At 70.0% G+C, this 23,624-nt stretch carries 17 protein-coding genes; 5 read left to right on the top strand and 12 right to left on the bottom strand.

From position 1 onward, the window contains the following. The first annotated feature begins 20 nt into the window (after positions 1 to 20). Positions 21 to 3,371, top strand: a complete 3,351-nt coding sequence (locus BM144_RS00085) for a hypothetical protein (protein WP_092948593.1) — start codon at positions 21 to 23, stop codon at positions 3,369 to 3,371. A 27-nt stretch (positions 3,372 to 3,398) separates the two neighbouring features. Here BM144_RS00085 and BM144_RS00080 read toward each other — a convergent pair whose 3' ends face one another. Then, positions 3,399 to 4,103, bottom strand: a complete 705-nt coding sequence (locus BM144_RS00080; RefSeq protein ID WP_092948590.1) for an SDR family oxidoreductase — start codon at positions 4,101 to 4,103, stop codon at positions 3,399 to 3,401. Between the two features lie 119 nt (positions 4,104 to 4,222). Here BM144_RS00080 and BM144_RS00075 point away from each other — a divergent pair, with 119 nt between their 5' ends. The 3 genes from BM144_RS00075 (at position 4,223) to groL (ending at position 7,382) form a co-directional block, all read left to right on the top strand. Further along, positions 4,223 to 5,104, top strand: a complete 882-nt coding sequence (locus BM144_RS00075) for a LysR substrate-binding domain-containing protein (RefSeq protein WP_092948588.1) — start codon at positions 4,223 to 4,225, stop codon at positions 5,102 to 5,104. Between the two features lie 296 nt (positions 5,105 to 5,400). Further along, a complete protein-coding gene (locus BM144_RS00070) occupies positions 5,401 to 5,691 on the top strand; it encodes a co-chaperone GroES (RefSeq protein WP_092948586.1) in 291 nt (96 codons plus the stop codon). 53 nt (positions 5,692 to 5,744) lie between these two features. Beyond that, entirely contained in the window at positions 5,745 to 7,382 is a 1,638-nt protein-coding gene (gene groL, locus BM144_RS00065; protein WP_092948584.1) for a chaperonin GroEL, read from the top strand. A 112-nt stretch (positions 7,383 to 7,494) separates the two neighbouring features. Here the strand turns inward: groL and BM144_RS00060 are convergent, their stop codons facing one another. The 11 genes from BM144_RS00060 to tal form a co-directional block, all read right to left on the bottom strand. Beyond that, complete coding sequence (locus BM144_RS00060) at positions 7,495 to 9,585, bottom strand: TonB-dependent siderophore receptor (RefSeq protein ID WP_092948582.1); 2,091 nt, start codon at positions 9,583 to 9,585, stop codon at positions 7,495 to 7,497. Between the two features lie 224 nt (positions 9,586 to 9,809). Further along, entirely contained in the window at positions 9,810 to 11,282 is a 1,473-nt protein-coding gene (gene xylB, locus BM144_RS00055; protein WP_092949482.1) for a xylulokinase, read from the bottom strand. A gap of 79 nt (positions 11,283 to 11,361) precedes the next feature. Further along, positions 11,362 to 12,291 carry an AraC family transcriptional regulator gene (locus BM144_RS00050; RefSeq protein WP_092949480.1) on the bottom strand — a complete coding sequence of 310 codons (930 nt, stop codon included), beginning with the start codon at positions 12,289 to 12,291 and terminating at the stop codon, positions 11,362 to 11,364. A gap of 66 nt (positions 12,292 to 12,357) precedes the next feature. After that, positions 12,358 to 13,335: a carbohydrate kinase family protein gene (locus tag BM144_RS00045; protein ID WP_092948580.1), complete on the bottom strand. Its 978-nt coding sequence runs from the start codon at positions 13,333 to 13,335 to the stop codon at positions 12,358 to 12,360. Between the two features lie 5 nt (positions 13,336 to 13,340). Further along, on the bottom strand, positions 13,341 to 14,783 hold the full coding sequence (gene dalD / locus BM144_RS00040; protein WP_092948578.1) for a D-arabinitol 4-dehydrogenase: 1,443 nt from the start codon (positions 14,781 to 14,783) through the stop codon (positions 13,341 to 13,343). Positions 14,784 to 14,835: 52 nt separating this feature from the next. Further along, positions 14,836 to 15,888: an ABC transporter ATP-binding protein gene (locus tag BM144_RS00035; RefSeq protein ID WP_092948576.1), complete on the bottom strand. Its 1,053-nt coding sequence runs from the start codon at positions 15,886 to 15,888 to the stop codon at positions 14,836 to 14,838. A 43-nt stretch (positions 15,889 to 15,931) separates the two neighbouring features. Then, the gene (locus BM144_RS00030; RefSeq protein ID WP_092948574.1) at positions 15,932 to 16,762 is read right to left on the bottom strand and encodes a carbohydrate ABC transporter permease; all 831 of its coding nucleotides are present in this window, start codon (positions 16,760 to 16,762) and stop codon (positions 15,932 to 15,934) included. Positions 16,763 to 16,772: 10 nt separating this feature from the next. Then, positions 16,773 to 17,630: a carbohydrate ABC transporter permease gene (locus BM144_RS00025; RefSeq protein WP_092948572.1), complete on the bottom strand. Its 858-nt coding sequence runs from the start codon at positions 17,628 to 17,630 to the stop codon at positions 16,773 to 16,775. Between the two features lie 78 nt (positions 17,631 to 17,708). Then, positions 17,709 to 19,019: an ABC transporter substrate-binding protein gene (locus BM144_RS00020; RefSeq protein ID WP_092948570.1), complete on the bottom strand. Its 1,311-nt coding sequence runs from the start codon at positions 19,017 to 19,019 to the stop codon at positions 17,709 to 17,711. Between the two features lie 257 nt (positions 19,020 to 19,276). Next, positions 19,277 to 20,875 (bottom strand): glucose-6-phosphate isomerase, encoded by a 1,599-nt coding sequence (gene pgi / locus BM144_RS00015; protein WP_092948568.1) that lies wholly within the window; start codon positions 20,873 to 20,875, stop codon positions 19,277 to 19,279. A 20-nt stretch (positions 20,876 to 20,895) separates the two neighbouring features. Next, positions 20,896 to 21,843 carry a transaldolase gene (gene tal / locus BM144_RS00010; protein WP_092948566.1) on the bottom strand — a complete coding sequence of 316 codons (948 nt, stop codon included), beginning with the start codon at positions 21,841 to 21,843 and terminating at the stop codon, positions 20,896 to 20,898. Between the two features lie 251 nt (positions 21,844 to 22,094). Between tal and zwf the strand changes: the two genes are divergently transcribed. Continuing rightward, entirely contained in the window at positions 22,095 to 23,561 is a 1,467-nt protein-coding gene (gene zwf, locus BM144_RS00005; protein ID WP_092948564.1) for a glucose-6-phosphate dehydrogenase, read from the top strand. Positions 23,562 to 23,624: the final 63 nt, after the last annotated feature.

Genomic DNA, 23,624 nt, shown 5'->3' with positions numbered 1-23,624 from the left:
GATCGCACTTTCACGCCAGCATGACGCGCGATTTCTCATCCCTTTGGCAGGTCACGTCGGGTGCGCTGCGGCGGGGCCTTGCCCTGCTTGCCGTGGCCGGAGCAGGCGCGCATGCCGCAAGCTCCCCGGGCTCTGTCCAGGAAGTCACCTTCGGCCAGGCGACCGTTGCCAGCTACTGGGGGCAGAGGATCCAGCCGCTCGGCGGCGGCGAGGCGATGCTGGCCGGCAGTTACCGCGTAAAAGCAGAGCTCGTGCCCCGCTTCGCCAGCGACGAAGCCAGCGACCTCGGCGTCGCGCTCCAGTCCGGTGGGGCGCCACGGACCAGCCAGGGCACCTCCACCGTGGAACTGTCTCCGCCGTCCGCCACCCGCCTGCGCAGGTACGGCACGCTGGTCGTCGAACACGATTACCGGCCCGGCTGCCCGGCAGAGCTGGACATGGTGCTGCAGTCGCCGCAGCCGGGGGCGTCCCGGCAGGTGGTGAATCTGCAGAAAGACCATGGCACCAATGCCGCGGAGGCGATGGCAGAGCACCCCCACGAGATGGAGTGGGCCAAGAAGGATCTGGGGTACATCGTCCGGCGCCAGTTGGGCTTGGCACCCGATCTGCGGTGGCGGTACGCGCAGGACGGCGATTTCACGGTGCTTCAGCGCCGCATGGATGTGCCGCTGCGCCGCAGCCATACGATCCAGCTGGAATTCCCGAGCAAGACGGTTCTCAGTGGCGTGAATCTGTCCATCGGCAAAGGGACCGGAGCACGCGCCACCCAACTGCTCTCGGGCAGCGAGTTCACGAGCCGCACGGAGGACGACGGAACACGCACGCGGGTCTCCCTCTATCTGGGGTCCGTACTGTCGGACACGGCGCGCTGGGGCACCGACCCGCACCTCGCCGAAATACTCATCGCCTACCAGGGCACCGAGGCCGAGGTGGCCGCGCGCAAGCCCCTGCAGAGCATGCGCGTGCTGGCCGATCCGGAAATGGGCGCGGCCGGTGCCGACAGCGGCCAGGCCGCAAAAATCCAGACCCTGAAGGATGAGGCGTCCGGCAAGCTTCGCCGCCGATACCAATTTGCCTTGCGCGACCTGCAGGGCGGGCCACCGGAGGCGCCCCAGGAGGTGGTGGGCCTGGTGGTGCAAAGCACCGCAGGATGCGATCTCGGCCCCATTCGGGCCCATCTGATCCAGGCGCAGCGTGCGCAATCCCAACCGGTCTTCCAGTCGAAGGTCGGCAAGACCCTCGAGAAGCTGGGAGGGCCGTTCCTGCCGCCCCGCGAGGGCTCGGTGGAATGGCTCCAATGGATGGCCTGGCTGCCGATCGCCCAGGCCCAGCCGGCGCTGAAGCCCAGCGAAATCCCCGGGTTCCACGCCGAGTTGCCCGGCTGGGAGGCCCGCTGGCAATGGACGGGTGACAAGCCAGTCGCCACCGTGGGCAAGGAGGGCATGCAGGCCTCGGGCATCCGCACTGCGCAGTTGGAATGGAAGACGGACGTCGCCGTGCAGCCGCAGCTTCGCATCTATGTGGATATGCCCGCAGGTGCGCGGCAGTTCGACACACTCCATGCAGAGCTGCAACTGGACTCCGGGGCCGTAGAGCGGTTCGAGGTGGGCCCGAACCGGGCGCAGCTTCTGCCCCCCGGCCTGCCGATGGGAAGCCGGGTCAACGCCGTCCGCGTGCGCTTCCAACCCACGGGGACGACAGAGGAATGGACCCTGGCCGGCATCGGCATCTTCCGTTCCGACGCCGTTCCGCAGTCCCTGATCGTGGAGCAGCCGCGCCCCGGCTGGAAGCTGCTGCCCCAATCGCTGGCGCGCCAGACGGGATTGCTGGCGGATGGCACCTATCGCTGGAACAGCTCCCCTGCGCCATTGCGCGCCGGCGACCTGCTCCAGGCCCGCATCACGCAGGGAACCGGCGCGGTGCCTTCCGAAGCGTGCTGGCTCACGCTGGAAGTGACAGGCGATCAGGGTTCACACGCCCGGCAGCGCCTGTGCCCGGTGGACACGGAGTGGCAGACCGGACTCTCCGAGGTACTGAGGAAGGGCGGTTTCGCAGCCGACGAAACGGTCCTGACCATGGCGTGGACGGCCCACCTCTCCACGCCACCCGCGCCCGGGGCTGAACTGGGCGTCGTTCTGGGGGTCGGCACGGTGCCTTCGGTGCGCCAGGCCCTTGCGGACGGGCTGGTCCTGCGTCTGGGCACGGGCCACGCGGCGCTGCAACCGGACCGGAGCGCACTGAAGGACTTCCCGGCATTGCCTGCCCCGATGTGGCTGGACTACGGGCCATGGATCGGTGCCGAGGGGCAGCCGGCACCGGCCGTGCACTGGGACGACGAGGACCTGTTCGAACTGCGGCGCATCACCTGGGTGGCAGAGCCCGCGCTGTGGCCCCGGCTCGCCGAACGGCAGGAGGCCGGGCGCCGCCAGTCCCTGCAGGCAGCGCCGTCCCCCGAGGCGGGGTTGCGCCTGCAAAGTGCCTGGCTGGTGTTCTTTGCCGTCGCGGTGTTGCTGGCGACTCTCCGCATGCCGGCACTGCAGGCCGCGGCAGGGCGCTGGACAGTGCCGGGCCACGAAAGCCGCGCGCTCCGCAGTGCGTGGGCTCGCCTTCGAACGGCGGTGTCCCTGTATGGAGAACCTGTGCTCAAGGTGGCGGGGGTCGCGCTGGCCTGCTTCTGGATCTGGCGCGGTGGCCGCGGGGGTCCGGACGCGCCCTGGTTCATCGCGGCCGGCGGGTTGCTGGTCCTGACGGTGTGCATCGGGCTCTGGTTTCCGCGCGTCGGCGCTCCGGCAGCCCTGGCCCCGCTCCGCGCCACCGTGGCGGTGCTGTGGCTGGCCTGGCTGGCCTGGCTGGCGGGTACTTCCGGCTTCCCGAAGCAGCCGCTGACCTATGCAGCCCTGCTGGCTGCGGCCGCCCTGCTGCCGGGACACTCCACCCTGGCCAGGGGTGTGCCATTCCTGCGCACGGCAGTGGCCAGTCCGGCCCTCCTCGTGGGAGCATGCAGCGCCGGGCTGTACGCCATAGGCTTGGCTTCGCCCCAGGTCGTGCGGCGCGAGAACCTCTGGATCACCATGGGGGCCATCGTTGCCGTCGCCGCATGGTGGCTCGCCATGCACGCTGCGCGCCCTGCCCTGGAAGCTTTCCGCCCCCGCTGGGCCAGCAGGCTCTATGGTGTGCCTGGGGGCCCGCTCTTCCTGGGCGCGGTGGCGGCCCTGGTGCTGTCGATCGCCGCGCTGTGGCTGGGCCTGAGCGGTATCGCGGCCCACCTGACCACGCTGTTCTTCTATTTGTGGTGTGCGGGGGCGCTGCTGACCGGAGTCAGCCTGTGGGCCCGCGCGGCGCCAGAGCCCGGGCCGGGGTCAGGGCCGTAGCCCTGCGGCAGAGGATGCGGTTGCCCGTCAGGGGGACCGCATCAGCCCGCCGTCGACCCGCAGGTTCTGCCCGGTGATGTAGGCCGCGCCTCCGGATACCAGGAAAGCCACCGTGGCCGCCACCTCCTCGACCCTGCCGTACCGCCGGAGGGGCACGCTGGCGCGGCGCTCCTCCCACACCGGCAGGCTGTCGATCCAGCCGGGCAGCACGTTGTTCATGCGGATGTTGTCGCGGGAATAGCTGTCGACAAAGATCCGGGTGAACGACGCGAGGCCTGCCCGGATGATGGAAGAGGCCGGAAACAACGCGCTCGGCTCCAGCGCCCAGGCCGATGAGATATTGACGATCGCGCCAGCCTGCTGCCTCTGCATGATGGGCGCGACGAGCCTGGTAGGGCGGACCACATTGAGCAGGTACGTTTCCAGACCCTGCAGCCACTGCTCGTCGGACAGTTCGAGCAGGGGAGCGCGCGGCCCGTGACCCGCACTGTTGACGAGTGCATCGATGCGCCCCCACCGGTCCTGCACGCGATCCACGAGCCGGCCGATATCTTCCACCGACTGGTTCGATCCGGTGATGCCGATGCCGCCCAGTTCTTCGGCGATGGCCTCGCCCCTGCCGGACGAGGAAAGGATGCCCACCCGAAAGCCGTCCGCCGCTAGCCGGCGCGCCGCGGCTGCGCCGATGCCCGTTCCTCTGGCCGTGATCACTGCCACTTTTTCTACTGCCATCAATCGCCCCTTCCACCCGCCACCCGGCAGATGTGCAGGAATTGTTTCTCTTTTCCTGGCGGGCAAACCGATCGGATGCAGGGGAATAACTGCTTCGATTCAGTAGAAAATCTACACCTATGAGCAACCCTCTCGGTTCCACGCCGTCCCTCAATGCCCTGCGTGCGTTCGAAGTGGCCAGCCGGCACCTGAATTTCCGGCTGGCCGGGCTGGAGCTGGGTGTGACCCAGGGCGCCGTGGCGCAGCAGATCCGTGCGCTGGAGGCAGACCTCGGCCTGAAGCTGTTCGAGCGCCAGCCCCGCACGCTGGCGCTGACGCAGAACGGGCAGCGCTACGTGGTGGGCGTGCGCCGTGCCTTCGAGATGCTGGCCGAAGCCACCCAGGGCCTGCGGCCCGAGCCCCTGCGCCTCACGGTCAGTGTCACGCCCACGTTTGCCGCCAAATGGCTCATCCCGAGACTGGCGGACTACACGCGCCTCCATCCCGGCGTGGACTTGCGCATCCTCGCGACCGAGCGGCTGTCGCACTTCCACACGGAGGCCGTGGACCTGGCCGTGCGGTATGGCCGCCCCCCTTTCGGCCCGGGACTCCAGGCCGACCTGCTGTTCGAGGAATGCCTGGTGGCGGTCGGCAGTGCCCGGTGGCTCGATGGCTCCGGGTCGATGCCCGCGGCCCCGGCCGCTGGCCGGTATGTGCTGCTGCACGACTCGCAATCGCCCTGGGACCAGTACCTGGAACACTGCGCCGGTCAGGCCGCGACAACGCCGCCGCAGGCCATCTGGTTCAACCAGACCACACTGGCCATCGACGCCGCGCTCACGGGCCAGGGCGTGGCGCTGGTCCAGCAGGACTTCGTGGCCCAGGATCTGTCCGCGGGCCGCCTGGTGCAGATCTTTCCCCACGCAATGCGGACCGACGCGGGGTACTACCTGGTGTCGCCGCGCAAGCAGCGGCAACCCCAGGCCGTGGCAGAACTCAGGCATTGGCTGTCGGGCGCCTGATCGGCTCCCGCACCGGGGCACGTCGCAGGAGGCCTTCGGCGCGCTCCTGCAGGACGGGGCACCGTCCCGGAAAAGTCACGCGAATGCCGTACCGTCCCGGCATCTTTTCGCGCCCGGTCCGTGCGCTTTGGTTGCAACCCGGGCTCTTGAAACGCCAATAAATGCCCGTATCATTAGCACTCGAAGCGGACGAGTGCTAACAATCCTGTGGGACACGGCCGCTGAAGATCCCGACGCCCGCCCCTGCGGGCGTCTTGTCGATGTCGCAATCCTTTACTGACTCAGGAGAGATGCAAATGAACCTTCGCCCCCTGCACGATCGCGTGATCGTCAAGCGCATTGAAAGCGAAACCACGACGGCCTCCGGCATCGTGATCCCCGACAACGCCGCTGAAAAGCCCGATCAAGGTGAAGTGCTGGCCGTGGGTCCTGGCAAGAAGAACGACAAGGGCGAGCTGAGCGTGCTGAGCGTCAAGGTCGGCGACCGCGTCCTGTTCGGCAAGTATTCGGGCCAGACCGTCAAGGTCCATGGCGACGAACTGCTCGTGATGAAGGAAGACGACCTGTTCGCGGTCGTCGAGAAGTGATCCGCTGACAAGCGCATTTCCACCTTCCTGTTGACTGAATCCGGAGAATCAAAATGGCAGCAAAAGACGTAGTTTTCGGCGGCGAAGCCCGCGCTCGCATGGTCGAAGGCGTGAACATCCTCGCCAACGCCGTCAAGGTGACCCTGGGCCCCAAGGGCCGCAACGTGGTGCTCGAGCGCTCCTTCGGCGCCCCCACCGTGACCAAGGACGGTGTGTCCGTGGCCAAGGAAATCGAACTGAAGGACAAGCTGCAGAACATGGGCGCCCAGCTCGTGAAGGAAGTGGCTTCCAAGACCAGCGACAACGCCGGTGACGGCACCACCACCGCCACCGTGCTGGCCCAGGCCATCGTGCGCGAAGGCTCCAAGTACGTGGCCGCCGGCCTGAACCCGATGGACCTGAAGCGCGGCATCGACAAGGCCGTGACGGCCCTGGTCGCCGAGCTGAAGAAGGTTTCCAAGGCCACGACGACCTCCAAGGAAATCGCCCAGGTGGGTTCGATCTCCGCCAACTCCGACGAATCCATCGGCAAGATCATTGCCGACGCGATGGACAAGGTCGGCAAGGAAGGCGTGATCACCGTGGAAGACGGCAAGAGCCTGGACAACGAGCTGGATGTCGTCGAAGGCATGCAGTTCGACCGCGGCTACCTGTCGCCCTACTTCATCAACAACCCCGAAAAGCAGGCCGCCCTGCTGGACAACCCCTTCGTGCTGCTGTTCGACAAGAAGATCAGCAACATCCGTGACCTGCTGCCCACGCTGGAGCAAGTCGCGAAGGCCGGCCGTCCGCTGCTGATCATTGCCGAAGAAGTCGAGGGCGAAGCCCTGGCAACGCTGGTGGTGAACACGATCCGCGGCATCCTGAAGGTCGTGGCCGTGAAGGCGCCTGGCTTCGGCGACCGCCGCAAGGCCATGCTGGAAGACATCGCCATCCTGACGGGCGGCAAGGTGATCGCCGAGGAAGTGGGCCTGACGCTCGAGAAAGTGACGCTGGCCGACCTGGGCCAGGCCAAGCGCATCGAAGTGGGCAAGGAAAACACCACCATCATCGATGGCTCCGGTGCCGCTGCCGACATCGAAGCCCGCGTGAAGCAGATCCGCATCCAGATCGAGGAAGCGACGAGCGACTACGACCGTGAGAAGCTGCAGGAACGCGTGGCCAAGCTGGCCGGCGGCGTGGCGGTGATCAAGGTCGGCGCAGCCACCGAAGTCGAAATGAAGGAAAAGAAGGCACGCGTGGAAGACGCGCTGCACGCCACCCGCGCTGCCGTGGAAGAAGGCATCGTGGCCGGCGGTGGCGTGGCCCTGCTGCGCGCCAAGCAGGCCGTGGGCGAGATCAAGGGTGACAACGCCGACCAGGACGCCGGCATCAAGCTGATCCTGAAGGCCATCGAAGCGCCCCTGCGCGAGATCGTGGCCAACGCCGGTGGCGAGCCTTCGGTGGTGGTCAACGCCGTGCTGGGCGGCAAGGGCAACTACGGCTTCAACGCCGCCAACGACACCTACGGCGACATGCTCGAAATGGGCATTCTGGACCCGACGAAGGTGACCCGTACGGCCCTGCAGAACGCCGCTTCCGTGGCTTCGCTGCTGCTGACGACCGAAGCCATGGTGGCCGAGGCTCCGAAGGACGAAGCTGCAGCGCCTGCCATGCCCGACATGGGCGGCATGGGCGGCATGGGCATGTAATCCACGCCCGGCCCCCGGCCATCGAAAAAGCCCGCAGGCTGCGAAGCCTGCGGGCTTTTTTTTCTGGCGCGCATGCGCCGGCGCGGGCAGGCGGCTGCCCGCCCGCGGTGGCTCAGAACCGGTAGGTGGCGCTCAGCACCACGTTGCGGCGCGTGGCCCACCAGCAGTCGCCGCGCGACAGGCAGGTGCTCATGTACTGCTTGTCGGCCACGTTGTTGATGTTGAGGGCGTAGCGCCACTCCTGGCTGTCGTAGGCCAGCACCGCGTCGCCCACCAGCGCGGAGGGCACGCGCGGCCCGGACCCATCGCGGAACGCGGAGAGATAACGCGCGCCCGCACCCACCGAGAAACCGCGCACGCCGCCGATCGAGAACCGGTAGAGCCCCCAGACGGCCGCCTGGTTGCGCGGCAGACCTTCGAGCGCGGGATCGACGTCGGTGTAGTTGTAGTGCGCGAGCACGTCGAAGGCCGCCGAGACGCGCGTCTTCAGTTCCAGCTCCAGTCCCTTGTTGCGGGTCTGGCCGGCCTGCAGCGAGTTCATGGGGTTCGTCGGGTCGGCGGTCTTCTGGTTCTTTTCCTTCAGGTCGTAGACGGCCGCCGTGAAAGCCGTGGAGCCGCCTTCGGGCAGGTATTTCACGCCGACTTCCACCTGCTCGCCCTGCAGCGGCTTGAAGCGGGCGCCGTAGGCATTGGTGCCGCTCACCGGGCTGAAGGATTCCGCGTAGCTGACGTAGGGCGTCCAGCCGCCGCCGAGTTGGTACATCACGCCCAGGCGCTTCGTGGTGGCGCTGCTGCGGTCGTCCGGCGAGCCCGCCACGGCGTTCACCGCGCGGTCGTGGCGCAGGCCGGCGACCACGATCCAGCGGTCCAGCTTGACCTGGTCCTGCACGTAGATGCCGTTCTGCCGCTGCACGTTCTTCGGCTGGTCGATGAGCGTGGGGGTCAGCCGGTTGCCGTACACCGGCGCGTAGGCGTCGATGGGCTGGTTGTAGCTGTCGCCCGATTCGGCCTTGTTCTCGGCCTGGCGGTTCCAGTCGAAGCCCAGCAGCAGCTGGTGCTCCGCCGCGCCCGTGCGCAGCCGGCCCAGCAGGCTGCTGTCGACGGCGGCCATGTGCGTGCGGGTGACGTTCACGCCGTAGAGCCGCCCGATCATGCGCTGGTTGACCGGATCGGCGCCCCAGCCGCCCGGAATGGTGAAGAAGTCCGCGTAGTGGTAGGCGCCCCGGTTCTCGTTGCGTGTCCAGCGCAGGTTCTGGCGCAACGTCCAGGCGTCGTCGAAGCGGTGCTCGAACAGGTAGCCGAGCGAGCTGCGCTCCGTGTCGTAGTAGTCGCCCGGCTCGCCGATGAAACGGCTCGTGGGGAGTTGGCCGTTGGGGTTCGGCAGCAGCGTGCCCGACCAGGGCAGGAACTGCGAGGTGCTGCCCGAGTGGTCCTTCTGCCAGAAAGCCTGCAGGACGAGCGAGGTGGCCGCGTTCGGCCGCCAGGCGAGCGACGGGGCAAGCAGGCGGCGGTCGTTGGGCACGTGGTCCACCTGGGTGTCGGCATCGCGGCCGAGCGCGACGAGGCGGTACGACCACTGACCGTCGGCCGTGAGCGGGCCGGTCAGGTCGGCCTGCAGCTGCTTGCGGTTCCAGCTGCCGATCTGCACGCCCACCTCGCGCTGGGCTTCCTGCTGCGGGCGCTTGCTCACCATGTTGACCACGCCCGCCACGGTGCCCGCGCCGAACAGCATGCCCGAGGGGCCGCGCAGCACTTCGAGCCGCTCCAGGGCGTAGGGCTCCACGGGCGCCGTGCTGGTGTACCAGTTGTAGCTCTGGCGCAGGCCGTCGAGGTAGATGTCCGGGTAGCTGCCGCGCACCCGCACGCTGTCGGAGCGGCTGTCCAGCCCGTAGGCATCGCTGCGCACGCCGGCCGCGTAGAGCAGCGCGCCCTGGAAGGTGGTGGCGCCCTGGTCCACCATCTGGTCGCGCGTGACGACGGTGACGGACTGCGGCGTTTCGGAGAGCGGCGTGTCGGTCTTGGTGGCGGTGGCCGCGTTGCGCGCGCGGTAGCCCACGACGGGGCCGGTGGCGCTTTCCTTTTCGGCATTGGCGTCCACGCGCACTTCGGAGAGGGTGGCGTCCGCGGCATGGGCGGCCGCCCAGGGCAGCAGGCCCGCGGCCAGCACGGCCCGGACCGCGCCGGGGGTCTTGCGAATCGGCATGATGAATCTATTTAATGCAATTGATAACAATTATCATTTTAGAAATCAGCGCGACCCGGGGAAGGGCAGTGTTGCGCGGTGGCGACGCCGGCGGCAGCCGATCCCGCAGGCCGGCACAGACGGCGCCGTCACGAACGGCGCATTTCCGCATCGTTTGCTACATTTTTAATAGCAAACGATCGAGATTATCCGGCGGCATGGAAGCGATTTGGGTGCCGATGGCGTCAATCGACCGGAAAGGCAGCCCGCAGTGCCAGATAGAGCGCGCGGAAGCGCACGTGGCGCTCGCGCAGCAGCGCGGCTTCGGCGGCGCGCGGCAGGAACCGTTCGCGCACGGCCGGCGCGGTGCAGACCCGTGCCTCGTCGCCGCCGGCCGCCAGCCAGCCCAGGCGCGCCGCGCCCAGCGCGCCGCCGGCTTCGCCGCCCTCGCCCAGCGCCAGCGGCACTTCCAGCGCATCGGCCAGCAACTGTGCCCACCACCGGCTGCGCGCGCCGCCGCCCACCAGGGCCAGGGCGTCGGCGGGGCGCTGCAGCGTGTCCAGCCCGTCGCGCAGGCCCAGCGCCACGCCCTCGGCCACCGCGTAGGCGATGTCGGCACGCCCGTGCGCATGCGTGAGGCCGAAAAGCACGCCCTGGGCATGCGCGTCGTTGTGCGGCGAGCGTTCGCCCGACAGGTAGGGCAGGAAGAGCGGCGCGCGGCGCCGCGCGCCGGGCTCCACGCCGGCGGCCTCGGCGAGCAGCGCGGCCTCGTCCGGCAGGCCCAGGCAGCGCGTGGCCCAGGTGACGGCGCTGGCCGCCGAGAGCATCACGGCCATCTGGTGCCAGCGGCCCGGCAGCGCGTGGCAGAACGCATGCACGGCGCGCGCCGGGTCGGGCGCGAACCGGTCGGTGGCGACGAAGATCACGCCCGACGTGCCCAGCGACACGAAGCCCTGCCCCGCCGCCACGATGCCCATGCCCACGGCGCTGGCGGCGTTGTCGCCGCCGCCGCCGGCCACCACCACGTCCGCGCCGCCGCCCTCCCCCAGCCCCCAGCGCGCGGCCAGTTCGGGCCGCAGCCGGGCCGAGGGCGCACAGCCCTCCACGAGGCGCGGCATGTGCGCGCGCGTGAGGCCGGTGGCGGCCAGCAGGGTGTCGGACCAGTCGCGCCGGCCCACGTCCAGCCACAGCGTGCCGGAGGCGTCGGAGGGGTCGCTCACGGCCTCGCCGGTCAGCATGAAACGCAGCCAGTCCTTGGGCAGCAGCACGCGCTCGGTGCGCGCGAACACCTCGGGCTCGTGCTCGCGCACCCAGAGCAGCTTGGGCGCCGTGAAGCCCGGCATCGCGAGGTTGCCGGCGATGTCGCCGAGCCGCGGCACGGCGCGGGTGAGGGCCGCGCATTGCGCCGCGCTGCGCCCGTCGTTCCAGAGGATGGCCGGGCGCAGCACCTCGCCGCGCCCGCCCAGCAGCACGGCACCGTGCATCTGGCCCGAAAGCCCCACGGCGCGCACCTGCAGCAGCGCCGGCGCGTGCGCGGCGCGCAGGTCGTGCATGACCGATTCGAGCGCCTGCGCCCACTGCGCCGGCGCCTGCTCGGACCACAGCGGCCGCGGCCGGTCCACCGCCAGCGGCGCGCGCGCCGTGCCGACGATGCGGTGGTCCGCGCCGAGCAGCAGCGCCTTCAGCTCCGAGGTGCCCAGGTCCAGCCCGAGGAACATGCCGCTCATGGATGAAAACCCTTCCATGCCGCCGATTCCATTGAATAGTTTGCTATCAATTCAGTAGCATTCATGTGCATCAGCTTCCGAAGCGGCTTTCGGCCTGGCGGCGGAACTCCGTGGGGGTCATGCCCTTGATCTCCAGGAACCGGCGGTTGAAGTTGGCGACGTTGTTGAAGCCCACCTGGTAGCAGATGTCGGTCACGTAGTGGTCGGTCTGCATGAGGAGCTGGCAGGCGCTGTTGATGCGCAGGCGGCTCACGAAATCGGTGAAGCTGTTGCCCGTGGAGCGCCGGAAGAAGCGGCTGAAGCGGCTCTCGCTCATGCCCAGTTCGGCCGCGGCGGCGGACAGGCTGATGGGTTCGGCCATGTCCGCCAGGATGCGGTTGACGATGCGGTTGATCTGGTCCACCTGCACCTCGCCTTCCACGCCCTGCATCTGCACGGTGGACAGCAGCCGGTAGTCGGTGCACTCGGCCAGGTCGGCCAGGAAGTCGCAGAACACCGCGAAGCGGCGCAGGCCGCGGCTGGCCTTCACGGCGTCCCAGTGCGCCTGCGCGGCCGCCGCCATGCCGAAGAATTCGATGCCGTGGCGCGCGCGGTCCAGCAGCGGCAGCACGTCGCGCAGTTCGGCGATGGACTCGGCCGCGCGCGCGACCGGGTCGTGGCGGAACTGGATCACGCGGTCGCGGCCCGGCGCGCCGCCCTCGGGCGTGTCGAGCGAGATCCAGTTGTGCGGCAGGCGCGGCCCGCAGAGCACGAGGTGGCCGGGCCCGAAGGGGCCGATCCAGTCGCCCACGAAGGCGCGGCCCGAGGTCTCGGTGATGAGGTGCAGTTCGTACTCTTCATGGAAATGCCAGCGCACCAGCGGGCTGGGCACGCCGTGGGCGAGGCAGCGCACGAGCCCCGTGTCTTCCGCGTCCTCGTAGCCGAGCGCGGGCGAGCGCGCGAAGTCGCGTTCCAGTTCGGGGTGGCGCTGGCGGGGCGGACGGGTGCGCGCGGAGGGCATGGCGGTCGTCATCGGTTCGGTGCGGGGCCAAAGGCCGCGAAGGGGCGGAGTCGGGGCGCCACGGTATCACCCGCGCGCCGCGGCGCCCACGGCATCTTCCCCAGCGCCCGTGGCATGCAGGGCCGCGTCGAGCGCGGCGCGCAGCGGCGGATCCGCGCCCTCGCGCGCGCAGTTGAGCGCGGCGGCCGTGGCGGCGAAACGCAGCGCGGCCTGCCACGCGGCCGCCGGCAGCGCGGCCAGCTCCTCGGCCTGCGACACGCCGGCTTCCAGCAGCGCCACGATCAGCGCCGCCCCGAAGGTGTCGCCCGCGCCGATGGTGTCGGCCACCGCCACGGCGGGCGGCCGCACGGCCAGGGGGGCGTGCCCCGGCCGGTACAGCACGGCCCCCTGCGCGCCGCGCGTGATGGCCACGGCCCGCGCGCCGAGCGCGAGGTATTCGGCCGCCGCCTCCGGCAGCGCGAGGCCCGGCGAGATCGCCGCCGCGTCCTCGTCGCTGAGCTTGACCAGATCGGCCAGCGCCATCCAGCCGCGGCAGCGCACGCGCCAGGCCGCGAGGTCGGGGATCAGCGAAGGCCGCACGTTCGGGTCGAAGACCACCACGCGCCGGCCGCGCTGCGCGGCGACCAGGTCCACGATGCGCGTGGCCGCGGGCCCGTGCAGCAGCGCGATGGAGCCGAACTGCACGAAGCGGCACGACCCGGGCAGCACGGGCAGCTCGGCCGGCGCCCACAGCGTGTCGGCCGTGCCCTGCAGGTAGAACGCATAGCGGTTGCTGCCGCCCGCGCCGCGCTCGACGAAGGCCAGCGTGGAGGGCGCATCGCTGCGCAGCACGAAGCGCATGTCCACGCCGTTGCCCTGCAGGTGCGCGAACAGCCGCTCGCCGAACAGGTCGTGCGAGAGCTGCGACACGTAGCCCGTGGGCTGCCCCAGCCGCGCCGCGGCCACGGCGCAGTTGCCCGGCGCGCCGCCCGGATGGCCCTGGAAGGCCAGGCCGCCCGTGGCGGTGAAGTCGATCAGCGATTCGCCGATGAATGCGATGCGCATGGGAATCAGCCCGCCAGGAAGGCCGCCACGCGCGCGCTGGCGCGACGCACCGCATCCACCAGCCGCGCGTCGCCCGCCAGGCCGCCCCACAGCCCCGCATGGGCGCAGAGCGCGGCCACGGGGTCGGGCGCGGCGCAGATCGCGTGGGCGGCGTCCGGGTCCATGGCCTGGTCCTGGTAGGCGTAGGGCAGCAACCCATGGTGCCAGCGCTGCAGGAAGGCCAGGAACAGCGCGGGCAGCATCGCCACGCCGTCGATGGGCTGGCCCTGCGCGAGCCGTTCGCGCACGGTGGGCGCGATGAAGCCGGGAATCTTGGCGAAGCCGTCGGCCGCCACGCGCTGGTTGGTGTCGCGGATGGCCGGGTTGCCGAAGCGCTCCAGCACCACGTCGCGGTAGGCGGGCAGGTCCACGGGGCTGGGCGCGCCGGGCCGCGACAGGCACGGGATCACATCGTGCGTGACGTAATCCCACGCCATGCGGTGGATGGCCGGCGTGCGCGTGCCTTCGTGGATGAACTGCAGGCCCGCGAGCGTGCCGGCCCAGGCGATGCAGCTGTGGCTGGCGTTGAGGATGCGGATCTTGGCCTCTTCATGCGGCGCGACGGACGCGACCATCTCCACGCCCACGCGCTCCCAGTCCGGGCGGCCCGCGACGAAGCGGTCTTCGATCACCCACTGCAGAAAGCTCTCGGCCGTGACGGGCGCGGCATCGTCCCAGCCGGTGGCCGCGCGCACGCGCTCCCGCAGCTCGGGCGGCGGGCGCGGCGTGATGCGGTCCACCATGGCGTTCGGGCAGCTCGTGTGGGCCTCGGCCCAGGCGGCGAGGTCGTCCAGCCCCGCGTGGGCGAGGAAGTCGCGCAGGCCCGCACGGAAGCGGTCGCCGTTGTGGCGCAGGTTGTCGCAGTTGAGCAGCGTGAGCGGGCCGGCCTGCGCCGATTGCCGCGCGCGCAGGATGGCGCAGACGGCGCCGTAGACCGTCTCGCCCGCCTGGCCCTGGCGCGCGCGGGCGATGTCGGCCGCCACCTCGGGCACGCGCGTGTCGAGCCGGCCGGCATCGTCCAGTGCGTAGCCGGCCTCGGTCACCGTGAAGGAGACGATGCGCGTGGCGGGGTGGGCGCCGCGCGCCACCACGGCCGCGATGCCGGGCACGTACGGAATGACCTCGCGGATCGCCCCGATGCGCTGGTAGTGCACCTCGCCCGCGGGCGACACGGTCTCCAGCGTGTAGGCCCCGCCCTGCGCGGCCAGCGCGGCGATGGTGTCGGCCATGTCGGGGCGGAGGTTGGCGCCCGAGAGCGTCCAGCGCACGCCGTCGCCGCCATCGCCCGCATCCAGCAGCCGCTGCAGGTAGACCGCCTGGTGCGCGCGGTGGAAGGAGCCCAGGCCCAGGTGCAGCACCGTCAGGCAGGCAAGGGAGGGAGAGGCGGTCGCGTCGGTCGTCTGCGGCATAGGTGCGATGGAACGGCGGTGGAAGAACAGGCAGGGGCGGATCGGGCGGCGCTCAGGCCGAGGCGGGAGCGAGCGCGCGGCCGGCGCGGTCGAAGCAATGCAGCGCGCCGGGGTCGAACGCCACCGCCACGGCATCGCCCGGGACGAGCGGCGTGCGCTCGCCCTGGCGCGCGATGACGGGCACGCCGTCCAGATCGACGTGGATCAGCGTGTCGGCCCCCAGCGCCTCGATGAGTTCGACGCGGCCGGGCACCGAGAGCGCGGGCACCGTACCGCCGCCCGCATGCACGCGCAGCGCCTCGGGCCGCGCGCCCAGCGTGCCGTCCGCGGGCAGGCGCGTACCCGCCGCGGCGGCCAGCGCCGGCACCCGGCCCGCGGCAATGAGGTTCATCGACGGCATGCCGATGAACTGCGCCACGAACTGGTTGGCGGGGCGGTCGTAGAGTTCGAGCGGCGAGCCCACCTGCTCGATGCGGCCGTCGCGGAACACCACCACGCGGTCGGCGAGCGTCATCGCCTCCACCTGGTCGTGCGTGACGTAGAGCGTGGTCGCGCCCAGCGCCTTGTGCAGCTTGTGGATCTCCACGCGCGTGTTGCCGCGCAGCGCGGCGTCGAGGTTGGAGAGCGGTTCGTCGAACAGGAACACCTTGGGCGCGCGCACGATGGCGCGGCCGATGGCCACGCGCTGGCGCTGCCCGCCCGACAGCTCCCGCGGCGTGCGCTGCAGGTAGGGCGTGAGGTTCAGCACGCCGGCGGCCTGCTCCACCTTGCGGCGGATCTCGTCCTTCGGCGCGCCCGCGAGCCGCAGCGCGAAGGACATGTTGTCGAACACGCTCATGTGCGGGTAGAGCGCATAGCTCTGGAAGACCATGGCGAGATCGCGCTGGCCCGAGGGCACGCGCGTGATGTCGCGGCCGTCGAGCGTGATGCGCCCCTCGGTCACGGGCTCCAGCCCCGCGATCAGGCGCAGCAGCGTGGACTTGCCGCAGCCCGAGGGGCCCACGAAGACGACGAACTCGCCCTGCTGGATCGACAGCTCCACGCCCTGGATGATGTGCGCCTCGCCGAAGCTCTTGCGGATGTCCTGCAGTTGCAGATAGGCCATGGGAAATGTCTCCTTTCCTTGCGCGGGCGGGCCGCTGCGTTGCTTACTTGACGGCGCCGAAGGTCATGCCCTGCACGAGCTGCTTCTGGCTGAACCAGCCGAACACCACGATGGGCGCGATGGCCATCAGCGAGGCGGCCGACAGCTTGGCCCAGAAGAGGCCCTCGGGGCTCGAATAAGAGGCGATCAGCGTGGCCAGCGTGCCTGCCTTGGCGCTGCTGAGGTTGAGCGCCCAGAACGCCTCGTTCCAGCTCAGCACCAGGCACAGCAGCCCCGTGGAGGCGATGCCGCCCGCGGCCAGCGGCAGCACGAGGTGGCGGAACTCGGTCCACAGGCCCGCGCCGTCCATGCGCGCGGCCTCCAGGATCTCGTGCGGGATGTCCTTGAAGGCGCTGTAGAGCATCCACACCATGATGGGCAGGTTCGAGAGCGTGAACACCACCGTGAGCGCGGTGAGCGAATCGAGCAGGCCCGCGGTCTGCGCGAGCACGTAGACCGGCAGCAGCGCGCCCACGGCCGGCATCATCTTGGTGGAGAGCATCCACATGAGGATGTCGCGCGTGCGCCGCGTGCGGAAGAACGCCATCGAGTACGCGGCGGGCACCGCGATCGCCAGGCCGATCAGCGTCGAGCCCAGGCTCGTGACGAGCGAGTTGCGCGCATACAGCAGGTAATCGCTGCGCCGCTGCACCTCGCCGAAGTTCGCGAGCGTGGGCTCGAAGAAGAAGTGCGGGGGCACGGCGATCGCCTGCAGCTCGGTCTTGAAGGCCGTGAGGAACAGCCAGCCCAGCGGGAAGAACAGCAGCAGGGCCACGCCCCAGGCCGCGCCGGTGCGCAGCAGGGTGCCGGCGGAAATGCGTTCGGGGATCGGCATCGCGTTCCTTTCAGTCCAGGCTCCGGCCGACGATGCGGACCAGGAAGAACGAGACGATGTTGGCCAGCACCACGGCGAACAACGCGCCCGCCGAGGCCACGCCCACGTCGAAGTTCATGAGCGACTGCTTGTAGATCAGGTAGGTGAGGTTCGTGCTCTCGTTGCCGGGGCCGCCGGCCGTGGTGATCGCGATCTCAGCGAACACCGAGAGCAGAAAGATCATCTCGATCATCACCACCACCGCCACGGGCCGCGCCAGGTGCGGCAGCGTCAGGTAGCGGAAACGCTGCAGCGCGTTGGCGCCATCCATGCGCGCGGCCTCCATCTGCTCGCGGTCCAGCGACTGCAGCGAGGTGATGAAGATCAGGCACGCGAAGGGCAGCCATTGCCAGGCCACCATGACGATGATCGACAGCAGCGGCACGTCGGTGAGCCAGTCCACGGGCGGCAAGCCGAGCGCCTTGCAGAAGCTGGCCAGCACGCCGTAGATCGGGTTCATCATCATGTGCTTCCAGAGCAGCGCGTTGACCGCGGTCATCACGAAGAACGGCGAGATCAGCAGCACCCGCACGATGCCGCGGCCCGGGAAGGGCTCGTTCACCAGCAGCGCCAGCAGCACGCCCAGCACCACCGTGATCGCCACCACGCTCGCGAGGAACAGCAGCGTGTTGAGCACGGCGGGGATGAAGTCCGGGTCGGTGACGAAGAACGCGTAGTTGCTCCAGCCGGCGAACGCATGCTCGCCCGGCTGCATGAGGTTGTAGTTGACGAGCGAGAAATAGATCGTCATCAGCAGCGGCACGAGCATCCAGCACAGCAGCGCGGCCACCGCCGGCGCCATCAGGGCGCGGGGAAGGAGACGGGTCATGGCAGGGGTCCTGGGAGGCAGGCGGGGCGGCGCATGCCCGGCACGCCGGACCGGCGTGCGGGCAGCGGCGCGGCCGCGTCACTTGGGGTAGCCGGCCTTCTTCATCTCGCGCTCGGCGAGCGTCTGCGAGGTCTTGAGCGCCTGCTCCACCGTCGCCTTGCCGGAGAGCGCCGCACTGATCTGCTGGCCCACCGCGATGCCGATGGCCTGGAACTCGGGGATCGCGGCGTACTGCACGCCGACGTAGGGCGAGCGCGGCAGCGTGGCGTCGTTCAGGCGCGTGCTGTCGATGGCGCGCTTCTCGGCCGCGGCGAACGCCGCCACCTTCTGGAACTCGGGGTTCGCGTAGGTGGACTGGCGCGTGCCGGTGGGCACGGCGTGCCAGCCGTGCGTCTTCGCCACGAGCTGCACGTACTCCTTGGACGTGGCCCACTTCACGAAGGTCTGCGCCGCGTCGGCCTTCTTCGAACTGGCGGGGATCGCCAGGTTCCAGGTCCAGAGCCAGTTCGCGCCCTTGGGCGTGGTGGCGACCGGCGCGGCCGCGTAGGCCACCTTGTCGGCCACCTTCGACTGCTTCGGATCGCTCACGAACGAGGCCGCGATGGTGGCGTCCACCCAGGCCGCGCACTTGCCTTCGTTGAACAGCGCGAGGTTCTCGTTGAAGCTGTTGGACGCCGCGCCCGGCGGGCCGTAGGCCTTCATCAGGTCCACATAGAAGCCGACCGCCTGCCGCCACGCGGGCGTGTCGATCTGCGGCTTCCACTGCATGTCGAACCACTGCCCGCCCCAGGTGTTGACCATGGTGGTCAGCAGCGCGATGTTGTCGCCCCAGCCCGGCTTGCCGCGCAGGCAGATGCCGTAGACGCCCGCCTTGGGGTCGTGCGCCTTGGCGGCGAAGGCCTTCACCTGCTCCCAGGTGGGCTGCGCGGGCATCGCGATGCCGGCCTTGTCGGCCAGATCCTTGCGGTACATGAGCATGGAGCTTTCGCCGTAGAACGGCGACGCATAGAGCTTGCCGTCCTGCGACAGGCCCTCGCGGATGGTGGGCAGCAGGTCGTCCGCGTCGTAGGCGGCGTCGGTGGCGATGGGCAGCAGCCAGCCCTTCTTCGCCCAGATCGGCACTTCGTAGATGCCCACGGTCATCACGTCGAACTGTCCGCCCTTGGTGGCGATGTCGGTCGTCACGCGCTGGCGCAGCACGCCCTCTTCCAGCGTCACCCACTTGAGCCGGATGCCGGGGTGGCTTTTCTCGAACTCCGGCGTGAGCTTCTGCATCTCGATCATGTGGCCGTTGTTCACGGTGGCGATCACGAGTTCGGTGGCGGCCCGCGCGAGGCCGCCGGCCGCGCACAGGGCCAGTGCCACGCCGGTTGTCAGAAAGCGCTGCATGTTCGTCTCCTGGAATGGTTTTCGTGCAGCCGCAGGGGCTGCGGCCGTGGCGCCCATTCTGGCGAGCCGGGCGGCGGCCACCGGTACCGGATGGCGGGCCGTCGATACTTTTATGCGTTCATTCGGCTAGTGGAATCCCTGATCCCGCATCACAGGATGTAACGAGCGGCGCGACAGGCAGGCAGGCGATGCCCCAAAAGCCGACGCCCCCGCGCGCCGCCGGGGCGCGAGGGGGCGTCGCCAGGGAGGGCTGCGGCTCAGCGGCGCGCGTGCGCCAGCCGCGCGAGCAGCCCGCCGGTGGAGCCGTCCAGCCCCGAGGCGTCGCCCGAGGCGAGGCGCGGCTCCAGTTCCTTGGCGAGCACCTTGCCCAGCTCCACGCCCCACTGGTCGAAGCTGTTGATGCCCCAGAGCGCCCCGCTCACGAACACGCGGTGCTCGTAGAGCGCGATCAGCGCGCCCAGGCCCGCCGGATCGAGCCGCTCCAGCACGAGGAAAGTGCTCGGGCGGTTGCCGGTGAAGCGGCGGTGGCCGTCGTCGCTGGCCTTGCCGAGCATCAGCGCCTTGGCCTGCGCGAGCGCGTTGGCCACGAGGCGCGGGTGCTGGTCGGCCAGATCGCGCCCCGGCTCGCGCAGCGCGATGAATTCCACGGGCACGATGTCCGGGCCCTGGTGGATCATCTGGAAGAACGCGTGCTGCCCGTTGGTGCCGGGCTCGCCCCAGACCACGGGCGAGGTGGCGAAGGGCAGCGCCTCGCCGGCCGCGTCCACGCCCTTGCCGTTGCTCTCCATCTCCAGTTGCTGCAAGTAGGCCGGCAGCCGCCGCAGGCCGTGGCTGTAGGGCGCCACGCTGCGCGTGGCGAAACCGTGGAAGTTGCGGTACCAGACGTCCAGCAGCCCCAGGCGCACGGGCAGGTTGCGCTCCAGGGGCGCGGTGCGGAAGTGCGTGTCCATCGCGTGCGCGCCGGCCAGCAGGCTGCGGAACGCGTCGGCGCCCACGGCGATGGCGACCGGCAGGCCGATGGCCGACCACAGCGAATAGCGCCCGCCCACCCAGTCCCAGAAACCGAAGGTGGTGTCGATGCCGAAGGCCGCGGCCGCGGGGATGTTGGTGGTGAGCGCCGCGAAGTGACGCGTCACCGCGTCTTCCGCCCCGCCCTGCTGCACGAACCACGCCCGCGCGGCGTGGGCGTTGGTCATGGTCTCGGCCGTGGTGAAGGTCTTGGAGGCGATCAGGAAGAGCGTGTTCTCGGCCCGCAGCGTGCGCAGAACGCTGCCCAGTTCGGCCCCATCCACGTTGGAGACGAAATGCAGGCGCTTGCCCGGGTGGCGCAGGTCTTCGAGCGCCTTCGCCACCATCGAGGGACCCAGGTCGGAGCCGCCGATGCCGATGTTCACGATGTCGGTGATGCCGTCGTCGGCACGCACGCGCTCCGCGAAATCGAGCATGGCCTGCAGCGTGGCCTGCACTTCGCGGCGGCCGTCTGCTACCAAATTTGTAGCAAACTTTTCAATGGAATCGGCGGCATGGGGCGGCTCTCGCAACAACCAGTGCATTACCGCCCGCTGCTCGGTGTGGTTGATGGCCTCGCCCGCGAACATCGCGTCGCGCCAGGCCTCCACGCCGCACTCGCGCGCCAGTTGCAGCAGCAGCCCCTCGATAGCGGCGTCGATGCGGTTCTTGGAGAGGTCGGCGAAGACGTGCGGCGCTTCCTGGCTGAAGCGCTCGAAGCGCTGCGGATCGGCGGCGAACGCCTCGCGGATGTCGAAGGCGCGGCCGCCGGCGGCGTAGTGCGCCTGCAGCGCGGCCCAGGCGGCGGTGCGGTCGCAGCGGGTGCGGACAGCGGGAGGCGTCGTCATCGGGGCGTTCCTTTGCATCGTCATGCGGCGAGGATCATCTGTTCGAGCTTGGCCGCGTCGGCCGCGAAGGCGCGGATGCCCTCTGCCAGCTTCTCGGTGGCCATGGCGTCGGCGTTGAACGCGTAGCGGAAGCCCGGCTCGTCGTACTGCACGGGCTGCAGCTCCAGGCCGCGCGCGGCCTCGGGGTCGAGCGCGCGGGCGAGCGGCGCCTCCGACGCGGCCAACTGCGCGAGCAGGTCCGGCGCGATGGTGAGCAGGTCGCAGCCGGCCAGCGCCGTGATCTGGCCCACGTTGCGGAAGCTCGCGCCCATCACCTCGGTGCGGATGCCGAAGTGCTTGTAGTACTGGTAGATCTGGCGCACCGACTGCACGCCGGGGTCGTTCGCGCCGGCCATCGCGGCTTCGTCCCACTGCGCGCCAGCCTGCTTCTTGAACCAGTCGTAGATACGCCCCACGAAAGGCGAGATGAGCTGCACCCTGGCCGCGCCGCAGGCCACGGCCTGCACGGGCGAGAACAGCAGCGTGAGGTTGGTGCGGATGCCGCGCTCCTCCAGGATGCGCGCGGCCTCGATGCCCTCCCAGGTGGCGGCGATCTTGATGAGCACGCGGCCGGTGTCCACGCCTTCAGCGCGGTAGAGATCGACGATGCGCTCGCCGCGCGCCACCGTGGCCAGGGTGTCGAACGAGAGGCGCGCATCCACTTCGGTGGAAACGCGGCCGGGGATCAGCGAGAGGATCTCGCAGCCGAAGCGCACGATGAGGCGGTCCACGATCTCATCGAGCGCCCGGCCGCGCCAGCGCTCCACGGATTCCTGCAGCAGGGGCGCGTATTCGGCCTTCTGCACGGCCTTGAGGATCAGCGACGGGTTGGTGGTCGCATCCTGCGGCTGGTAGGCGCTGAGCTGGCGGAAGTCGCCCGTATCGGCCACCACCGTGGTGACCTGCTTGAGGGCGTCGAGTTGGTTCATGCAATCCTCCGGGGGTTTGTGGGGGCGGACGCGGGCGGGGAGCCGCGGCAGCCATCGCGCGGCGGGGCCGGGATGGCGGCGGCCACCGGGGGCCCGCGCGCTGCGCCACCCGGGAGTGTAGGCGGGATGTAACCGGAGTTTCTGTCAGCGGGCGCCTCATGGTGAAACTCGGTAACATGCGCCCACGGCTTTTGCGGGCCCTGCCCGCGGCAGCATCCATCCAACAACCAACTTCCGGGAGTGCGGCGTCAATGAGTTTCGATCTGGTCCTGTTCGGCGGCACGGGTGATCTGGCATGGCGCAAGCTCCTGCCCGCCCTCTTCCAGGCCTTCCGGCACGGCTCGTTACCCTCGGAGGGCCGCATCATCGGCGTGGCGCGCGACGACCTCAGCGACAGCGCCTACCGCGAACTCATCGCGAGCCGCTTCGCCGCCGTGGAGGGCGACAAGCGGCCCAACGCCGAGGAGTTCGAGCGCTTCGCCGCGCTGCTGCACTACCAGCGCATGGACCTCTCCAAGCCCGCCGACTACGCCGCGCTCGCCGCGCGCCTCGCCGAGCGGCAGGCCGACACCGTGGTGATGTACCTCGCCACCGCGCCGGGCCTGTTCACCACGGCCTGCGAGCAGCTCGGCGCCGCGGGCCTGGCCACGCCGCACACGCGCGTGGTGCTCGAAAAGCCGCTGGGCCATGACCTGGCCTCCAACCGCGCGATCAATGCCGCCGTGCGCCGCGTGTTCGACGAGGCGCAGATCTTCCGCATCGACCACTACCTGGGCAAGCCGTCGGTGCAGAACCTGCTGGCGCTGCGCTTCGGCAACGCGCTCTTCGAGCCGCTCTGGCGCCGCGAGACGGTGGCCAGCATCGAGATCACCATGGCCGAGAAGCTCGGCGTGGAAAAGCGCGGCGCCTTCTACGACGGCACCGGCGCGCTGCGCGACATGGTGCAGAACCACGCGCTGCAATTGCTCTGCGCGATCGGCATGGAGCCGCCGATCAACGCCCATGCCGACGCCATCCGCGACGAGAAGCTCAAGGTGCTGCGCTCGCTGGTGCCGTGGACGCCCGCCACGCTCTCGCGCGACGTGGTGCGCGGCCAGTACACCGCCGGTTCGATGGGCGGCGAGCGCGTGCGCGGCTACGCCGAGGAGGACGGCGTGCCCGGCGACAGCCGCACCGAGACCTTCGTGGCGCTGCGCACCGAGATCGCCAACTGGCGCTGGGCGGGCGTGCCCTTCTACATCCGCACCGGCAAGCGGCTCGCGGCGCACGAGGCGCACATCGCCATCAACTTCCGGCCCACGCCGCACGCCATCTACCGCACGCCGCTGGGCACCGCCAACCGCCTGGTGATCCACCTGCAGCCGCGCGACGGCGTGGCGCTGCACCTCTTCGCGGCGGGCCAGGAAAAGCGCGGCGTGCGCATCTCCGAGGCCCAGGCGCTCGCGCCCGTGCACCTCGACCTCGACTTCGAGCAGCGCTTCGGCGCCGAGCGCGTGGGCGCCTATGAGCGCCTGCTGCTCGACGTGATCGCCGGCCGCCTGAACCTCTTCGTGCGCGCCGACGAGCAGGAAGCCGCCTGGCGCTGGGTGGAGCCCATCATGCAATCCTGGCGCGACTCGGAAGACAGCCCCCGCCCCTACGCCGCAGGCAGCTGGGGACCCAGCGCCGCCAGCGCCATGGTCGCCCGCGAAGGCCACAGCTGGATGGAAGAGACATGATTCCCCCCCTGAGTCGCCTGCGGCGCCTTCCCCCCGAGGGGGGACGACGCCTGTGGCCCGGCA

The sequence above is a fragment of the Paracidovorax konjaci genome, assembly GCF_900112675.1.
Classification (GTDB): Bacteria; Pseudomonadota; Gammaproteobacteria; order Burkholderiales; family Burkholderiaceae_C; genus Paracidovorax; species Paracidovorax konjaci.
The sequence above is the reverse complement of the archived record's forward strand: the minus strand, read 5'-3'. Positions and strand labels throughout refer to the sequence as shown.

Excerpts from the sequence above, each read along its gene's own strand:
- BM144_RS00085 (WP_092948593.1), top strand. The coding sequence starts at position 21 with ATGACGCGCGATTTCTCATCCCTTTGGCAGGTCACGTCGGGTGCGCTG.
- BM144_RS00080 (WP_092948590.1), bottom strand. The coding sequence starts at position 4,103 with ATGGCAGTAGAAAAAGTGGCAGTGATCACGGCCAGAGGAACGGGCATC.
- BM144_RS00075 (WP_092948588.1), top strand. The coding sequence starts at position 4,223 with ATGAGCAACCCTCTCGGTTCCACGCCGTCCCTCAATGCCCTGCGTGCG.
- BM144_RS00070 (WP_092948586.1), top strand. The coding sequence starts at position 5,401 with ATGAACCTTCGCCCCCTGCACGATCGCGTGATCGTCAAGCGCATTGAA.
- groL (WP_092948584.1), top strand. The coding sequence starts at position 5,745 with ATGGCAGCAAAAGACGTAGTTTTCGGCGGCGAAGCCCGCGCTCGCATG.
- BM144_RS00060 (WP_092948582.1), bottom strand. The coding sequence starts at position 9,585 with ATGCCGATTCGCAAGACCCCCGGCGCGGTCCGGGCCGTGCTGGCCGCG.
- xylB (WP_092949482.1), bottom strand. The coding sequence starts at position 11,282 with ATGTTCCTCGGGCTGGACCTGGGCACCTCGGAGCTGAAGGCGCTGCTG.
- BM144_RS00050 (WP_092949480.1), bottom strand. The coding sequence starts at position 12,291 with ATGCCCTCCGCGCGCACCCGTCCGCCCCGCCAGCGCCACCCCGAACTG.
- BM144_RS00045 (WP_092948580.1), bottom strand. The coding sequence starts at position 13,335 with ATGCGCATCGCATTCATCGGCGAATCGCTGATCGACTTCACCGCCACG.
- dalD (WP_092948578.1), bottom strand. The coding sequence starts at position 14,783 with ATGCCGCAGACGACCGACGCGACCGCCTCTCCCTCCCTTGCCTGCCTG.
- BM144_RS00035 (WP_092948576.1), bottom strand. The coding sequence starts at position 15,888 with ATGGCCTATCTGCAACTGCAGGACATCCGCAAGAGCTTCGGCGAGGCG.
- BM144_RS00030 (WP_092948574.1), bottom strand. The coding sequence starts at position 16,762 with ATGCCGATCCCCGAACGCATTTCCGCCGGCACCCTGCTGCGCACCGGC.
- BM144_RS00025 (WP_092948572.1), bottom strand. The coding sequence starts at position 17,630 with ATGACCCGTCTCCTTCCCCGCGCCCTGATGGCGCCGGCGGTGGCCGCG.
- BM144_RS00020 (WP_092948570.1), bottom strand. The coding sequence starts at position 19,019 with ATGCAGCGCTTTCTGACAACCGGCGTGGCACTGGCCCTGTGCGCGGCC.
- pgi (WP_092948568.1), bottom strand. The coding sequence starts at position 20,875 with ATGACGACGCCTCCCGCTGTCCGCACCCGCTGCGACCGCACCGCCGCC.
- tal (WP_092948566.1), bottom strand. The coding sequence starts at position 21,843 with ATGAACCAACTCGACGCCCTCAAGCAGGTCACCACGGTGGTGGCCGAT.
- zwf (WP_092948564.1), top strand. The coding sequence starts at position 22,095 with ATGAGTTTCGATCTGGTCCTGTTCGGCGGCACGGGTGATCTGGCATGG.